The 6,752-nt window shown below is 64.3% G+C and carries 6 protein-coding genes; 3 read left to right on the forward strand and 3 right to left on the reverse strand.

The window, feature by feature from the left end:
• Positions 1 to 488, reverse strand: a 488-nt coding sequence (locus JHC57_RS20110) for a DUF3617 domain-containing protein (RefSeq protein WP_294032373.1), incomplete at its 3' end; no start/stop codon positions are given.
• An 82-nt stretch (positions 489 to 570) separates the two neighbouring features.
• Between JHC57_RS20110 and uvrB the strand changes: the two genes are divergently transcribed.
• From uvrB to JHC57_RS20125, 3 genes are all read left to right on the forward strand, one after another.
• Positions 571 to 2,757, forward strand: coding sequence for an excinuclease ABC subunit UvrB (gene uvrB, locus JHC57_RS20115; protein ID WP_294032374.1), 2,187 nt, complete (start codon positions 571 to 573; stop codon positions 2,755 to 2,757).
• A 7-nt stretch (positions 2,758 to 2,764) separates the two neighbouring features.
• The gene (locus JHC57_RS20120) at positions 2,765 to 3,733 is read left to right on the forward strand and encodes a Gfo/Idh/MocA family oxidoreductase (RefSeq protein ID WP_294032375.1); all 969 of its coding nucleotides are present in this window, start codon (positions 2,765 to 2,767) and stop codon (positions 3,731 to 3,733) included.
• 110 nt (positions 3,734 to 3,843) lie between these two features.
• Positions 3,844 to 5,352 carry a peptidase S10 gene (locus tag JHC57_RS20125; RefSeq protein ID WP_294032376.1) on the forward strand — a complete coding sequence of 503 codons (1,509 nt, stop codon included), beginning with the start codon at positions 3,844 to 3,846 and terminating at the stop codon, positions 5,350 to 5,352.
• A gap of 90 nt (positions 5,353 to 5,442) precedes the next feature.
• Here the strand turns inward: JHC57_RS20125 and JHC57_RS20130 are convergent, their stop codons facing one another.
• Complete coding sequence (locus JHC57_RS20130; protein ID WP_294032377.1) at positions 5,443 to 5,883, reverse strand: hypothetical protein; 441 nt, start codon at positions 5,881 to 5,883, stop codon at positions 5,443 to 5,445.
• Positions 5,884 to 5,958: 75 nt separating this feature from the next.
• The coding region (locus JHC57_RS20135; protein ID WP_294032378.1) for a cytochrome P450 at positions 5,959 to 6,752 on the reverse strand (794 nt) is incomplete at its 5' end.

Consider the following 6,752-nt stretch of genomic DNA (forward strand, 5'->3'; position numbering starts at 1 on the left):
CCGGTGTGGGTGCTGGTCATCTGCATGACCATTTCCATGTCGCCGCCGGTCGGGACCTTGCCCTTGGTCGTGATGGTGACGTCGGTCTTCTTGGCTTCCATCGTGCCGGCCATCGCCATGTCGACGGTCTGGCCGTTCGCGGTGCAGGTGCCCGCAACGTCGATCTTGCCGCCCGCAACGTCCTTCTTCGACCATTTGCACTCGCCGCCGTTGCCCGGACCCTTGGCGAGTTCGGCCGCGATATCTTCCTTGTCGACCTGCTCCTGCGTGAAGCACTGGTCCATGCCGCTGGCGCCTTCCATCATCTTCGCCATGCCGTCCTTCATTTCGGCCGGCATGCCGGGGACTTCGAACTTCACCAGCTTGACGTCGGTCTTCCAGTTGCCCGCTTCGCGCTTCACCGTGCCGCCGGCATTTTCGCCCTTGCCGCTGCAACCTGCCACCGCGATCAGCGCGCCAATGGCGGCTACCGTCAGAAATTTCTTCATACCCTGTCTCCTGTGACTGCTTGGGGGATTATTCTGATTCATTCGATTGTGCGCCCACCCCATCGATACCATATTGGCAGCGATGGCAATTCAGATTCGTACATCGCTCGATGAAATCGACACGGCGGAGGGTTATGTCCCGCACCGCGCAGCGCGCCCCGACAAGGCCGAAGGCGGCAAGCGATTTGAACTGGTTAGCGACTATGAACCCGCGGGCGACCAGCCGACCGCGATCAGGGAACTCGTCTCGACAGCGCTCGACGGCGAGCGCGATCAGGTGCTTTTGGGGGTAACCGGTTCGGGCAAGACCTTCACGATGGCAAAAGTCATCGACGAGTTGCAGCGCCCCGCCCTCATCCTCGCGCCCAACAAGATCCTCGCGGCGCAGCTCTACGGCGAGTTCAAGAGCTTCTTTCCGAATAACGCGGTCGAATATTTCGTCAGCTATTACGACTATTACCAGCCCGAAGCCTATGTCCCGCGGTCGGACACCTATATCGAGAAGGAAAGCTCGGTAAACGAGGCGATCGACCGCATGCGCCACTCGGCGACGCGCGCGCTGCTCGAACGCGACGATGTGATCATCGTCGCCTCGGTATCGTGCCTCTACGGCATCGGGTCGGTCGAGACCTACTCGGCGATGATCTTCGACCTCAAGAAAGGCCAGGTCGCCGACAGTCGCGAAATCATCCGCAAGCTCGTCGCGCTCCAGTACAAGCGCAACGACCAGGCCTTCGCGCGCGGCAATTTCCGCGTGCGCGGCGACAGCCTCGAAATCTTCCCCTCGCACTATGAGGATATGGCGTGGCGCGTCAGTTTCTTCGGCGACGAGATCGAGGAGATCACCGAGTTCGACCCGCTGACCGGCAAGAAGATCGCGAACCTCAATTACGTCCGCGTATATGCGAACAGCCACTATGTGACGCCCGGACCGACCCTCAAGCAGGCGACCGAGGCGATTCGGCACGAGCTCGCCGAACGGCTGAAGGAACTCGAAGCCGAAGGCCGGCTGCTCGAGGCCCAGCGGCTCGAACAGCGCACCAATTTCGACCTCGAGATGATCGCCGCCACCGGCAGCTGCGCGGGGATCGAGAATTACAGCCGCTTTCTGACCGGTCGCCTTCCCGGCGAGCCGCCGCCGACCCTGTTCGAATATTTGCCCGACAACGCGCTGCTCTTCGTCGACGAGAGCCACCAGACGATCCCGCAGATCGGCGCAATGTCAAAGGGCGACCATCGCCGCAAGATCACGCTCGCCGAGTATGGCTTCCGACTGCCGAGCTGCATCGACAACCGGCCGCTGCGCTTTTCCGAATGGGACCTGATGCGCCCGCAGACGGTGAGCGTATCGGCAACGCCGGGTACATGGGAAATGGACCGCACGCAGGGCGTCTTCGCCGAGCAAGTGATCCGCCCAACCGGGCTGATCGACCCGCCGGTCGAGATCAAGCCCGTCGAGGAGCAGGTCGACGACCTGATCGCCGAGGCGAAAAAGACCGCCGCGGCGGGATATCGCACGCTCGTCACCACGCTCACCAAACGCATGGCCGAGGATCTCACCGAATTCCTGCACGAAGCCGGGCTCAAGGTCCGCTACATGCACTCCGACGTCGAGACGTTGGAGCGCATCGAGATCATCCGCGACCTCCGCCTCGGCGTGTTCGACGTGCTCGTCGGGATCAACCTGCTGCGCGAAGGGCTCGACATTCCCGAATGCGGGCTCGTCGCGATCCTCGATGCCGACAAGGAAGGTTTCCTGCGCAGCGAAACGAGCCTCGTCCAGACGATCGGCCGCGCCGCACGCAACGTCGATGGCCGCGTGATCCTCTACGCCGACCGCATCACCGGCAGCATGGAACGCGCGATGCGCGAGACCGACCGCCGCCGCGAAAAACAGGAGGCGTACAACGCCGAGCACGGCATCACCCCGACGACGATCCGCCGCAACATCGGCGACATCATCGCGCATGTCGCGTCGAAGGATCAGGTGACGATCGACATCGGCGAGGACAAGCCCGCGCACATGGTCGGCCACAATCTGCGCGCCTATATCCAGGAACTCGAAAAGAAGATGCGCGACGCCGCCGCCGACCTCGAGTTCGAGGAGGCCGGACGTCTGCGCGACGAGATCCGCAAGCTCGAGGCCGACGAACTGGGATTGCCTGCGGACGAACAGGTCGCACCACGCGTCGGCCGCTCGAACGAGGGCAAGCCGGGGACACGCAAGGGCCGCTTCGGCAAGCAGAGCAAGACGAAATGGGGACGTTGACGGTCCGATGACGGCCATTCGCTGGGGCATGATCGGTTGCGGCAGCGTGACCGAGCGCAAGAGCGCCCCCGCCTATCAGCAGGTCGAGGGCTTCACGCTGCACGGCGTCTTCAATCGCACCCGCGCGAAGGCCGAGGATTATGCCGCGCGCCACGGCGTCGCGCGCGTCTTCGACAGCGCGGCCGCACTGATCGACGATCCAGATATCGATGCCGTGTATATCGCGACGCCGCCCGACAGCCACGAAGCCTATGCACTCGACGTCGCGCGCGCCGGCAAGCCCTGCTGCATCGAAAAGCCGATGGCACCAGACCATGAAGCCTGCGTGCGCATCCGCGATGCGTTCGCCGACCGGGCACTGCCGCTCTTCATCGCCTATTATCGCCGCGCCCTCCCCCGCTTCCGGCAGGTCAGGGCGTGGCTCGACGAAGGCGCGATCGGACAGGTTCGCCACGTCCACTGGGCGCTGACCAAGCCCGCGAGCCCTGTCGATCTGTCCGGCACGAACTGGCGCGTCGACGCCGCGATCGCGCCGGGCGGCTATTTCGACGATCTCGCGAGCCATGGCCTCGACCTCTTCTGCTGGCTGTTCGGCGACGTGGCGGACGTCGCCGGCTTCGCTGTCAACCAGCAGGGCCGCTACAGCGCGGCGGACGCCGTGACGGGATGCTGGCTGCACGCAAGGGGCGTCACCGGATCGGGAAGCTGGAATTTCGGCGCCGCCGACCGGCTGGATCGCGTCGAGATCACCGGCAGCACCGGCCGCATCGTCTTTTCGATCTTCGACGAAGAGCCGTTGCGGCTGTCGCGCGGTACCGAACACATCGAGATGGCCATCGCCCATCCGCCGACGATCCAGTATTTCCACGTCGAAGCGATGCGCGACCATCTGGCGGGGCACGGACCGCATCCCTCGACCGGCGAGAGCGGGGCACACACCGCGTGGGTCATGGACCGGATCCTGTCGCGCCGATGAGGCGAAACATCCCCAAACGCTTCGACGAAACCCCGCCTGTAACCGACAAGTAACCTTGCCGCCCCGGCAGGTGCTGCATAGGGTCGCCTCGCAATCGGGGAGATACATATATGAAATCGGGTCTGTCGCTTATCGCCTTGGCGCTCGCCTTCACCGCGCCCGTCGCGCTTCATGCGCAGGACAAGGTCGACGACAAGGCGAAGGCCGAAAAACCCGCCGCCGACTACGAACCGCAGGTTCGCACCACGAAGCTCAGCGGCACCTTCGGCGGCCAGCGGATCAACTATGCCGCGACGATCGGCGAGACGGTCATCAGGAACAAGGACGGCGTGCCCGAAGTCGCGGTCGTCACCACCTCCTATGTCAGGGAACCGCGCGACCCGAACCGCCCGATCACCTTCCTGTTCAACGGCGGCCCGGGGTCGGGCACCGTCTGGCTGATGATGGGTGCATTCGGACCGAAGCGCGTCGCGATTCCCGGCACCGGCGTCGATGACGGCGCCCCGCCCTATCCGATCGTCGACAATCCCGATGCGCTGCTCGACGTCACCGACGTCGTGTTCATCGATCCGCCGGGCACCGGCTTTTCGCATTTGATCGGCAAGGCCGACCCCGAGGATTATTACGGCGTCACGCAGGACGCGAAGCTGGTTGCCGAGGTGATCCGCCGGTGGCTGAACGACAATGGCCGCTGGAACAGCCCCAAATATCTCGGCGGCGAAAGCTATGGCACGACGCGCTCGGCCGCCGTCGCGAACCAGTTGATGAACGAGACGTACAACGACGTCGGATTGAACGGCATCATCCTGATCTCGACCGTGCTCGATTTCGCGGCGGGCGCCGACACGCCGGGCAACGAGCTGTCGCCGATCACCAATCTGCCCTCGATGGCGGCAACCGCGCTCTATCATGGCAAGGCGACCGCACCGTCGGTCGAGGCCTTCGTCGAGGAAGCGCGCCAATGGGCGATCGGCCCATACGCCTCCGCGCTGCTCAAGGGCCAGAAGCTGCAGGGCGAGGAGCGCGCCGCGATCCGCCGCGAGCTTTCGCGTTTCACCGGCCTTTCGGAAACCTATCTCGAAAGCGCCGACCTGCGCGTCACGCCGAACCGTTTCTACAAGGAACTGCTGCGCGACCGCGGGCTCACCGTCGGCCGGCTCGACAGCCGCTATACGGGCAAGGATTATGACAATGCGGGCGAAGGCCCCGACAACGACCCCAGCTTCTATGGCATCGACGCGAGCTATACCGCTGCGATCAACAGCTGGAGCCGCGACGGACTGGGGTTCAGGACCGACCGCGAATATCAGTCGATCGGCCGGATCGGCGGTCAGTGGGACTGGCGGATCGGCGGCCGCGACAGCAATGCCTATCTCAACGTCGCGCCTTATATCGGGCAGGCGTTGCGCGAGAATAGCGGGCTGAAGGTTCTCGTCGCGCAGGGATATTATGATTTCGCGACGCCCTTTTTCGCCGCCGAATATGCGCTGTCGCGCACCGGCATCCCGCAGGATCGCATCCAGTATACCTATTATGGCGCAGGTCATATGATGTATATCCGCGACGAGGACCGGCATAAATTGTCAGCCGACGTGCGGGCGTTTATCCGAGGGCAGTAACCGACGGGAACGGCCGCTTTCGACGGGAATCAGCCGTTCTTCTTTCCCCTTTCCGGGGTTCACTCCCAGAACCTCGTTCGTGTCCTGCGCTCAGGCCGCAACCCCGAACCGCAACGGGTCGTCGTCGTTGGCGGCGGGCTTGCGCGCATCGGGCCGGACAGGACGGCTCCGCCGCGTGCGCGGGCGAAGGCGCCTGAACGGGGCCAGCATCGCCGCCATCCGGACGGCCGCCCATGCCTTCATCGAATTGAAACGCGCGAAGGTCGACAGGGCCCATGTGGCGATCATCGCGTCGACATAGGCCGTCATGTCCCATGCCAATGCCATCGCGAGTTCGGCCGGCAGCACCGCGGCATAAGCCTGGATGGCAAACAGGCCCACGATCAGGAACAGGATGTGCTTGCGTTCGAACCGCCCGCAAAGGTCGATCGGCCGTTCCACCATGCTATGGTGCAGCCAGCGCGCCGCATCGGTTTCGGGCGCCAACAGCATCACCGCGAGCAGCCCCGCCAAGAACAATGCAAAAACCATCGTCGCCCCTCCCCGGCCCCCGGAGTCGGAAGATAGGACGCGATCGCCCGCAAACAAGCGGGCGCCCGGCTCGGCTTACAGCGGAACGAAGGTCACCGTCAGCCCGTCCCTGGGCCGCGGGATCGGCAGCACCTGCCACTCGGGGGCGTAGCCGTCCGCCACGACGATGCGATGCGTCGTGACGACATGGTGAAAGAAGATTTTCGCCTGCATATAAGCGAAGTGCAGCCCGAGGCACATATGCGCGCCGCCGCCGAACGGCACCCACGCATATTTGTGGCGCTCGCGCGCGACTTCGGGCGAGAAGCGCATCGGGTCGAACTTGTGGGGCTCGGGCCAATGCTCCTCCATCATATGCGTATAGGCGGGGCTGACCCCGACCGACGTGCCCGCGGGGATATGATAGCCGCCATATTCGAAATCCCTGAGCGCGCGGCGCGGAAAGCTCGGCACGGGGGGCACGAGCCGCAGCGCTTCCTTGAACGCCCATTCGGTCATCTCGAGCTGGCCGAGGCTGTTGTGGCCGACCCCCTCGCCCGCCGGGGCGACGGCAAGCATCTCCTCGCGGAGCTTGTCCTGCCATTCGGGATGGCGCGCGAGTTCCCAGACGAGCGTGGTGATCGAGCTGGTGATCGTGTCGTGCGCCGCCATCATCAGGAAGTTCATATGATCGACGATCGCCTCGACCGACATATAATCGCCGTCGTCGTCGCGCGTGCGGCAGATCTGGCTGAACATGTCCTCGCCCGTCCCTTCGCGGCGTTCGGGGACCATCTTGCCGAAATAGTCGACCAGAAAGGCGCGCCCTTTCGCACCGCGGCCCATCGCGGTGAAGGGCAAGGGCACGCGCACGACGCCGATCGACGCCT

The organism is Sphingopyxis sp. (assembly GCF_016463645.1).
Lineage (GTDB): Bacteria > Pseudomonadota > Alphaproteobacteria > Sphingomonadales > Sphingomonadaceae > Sphingopyxis.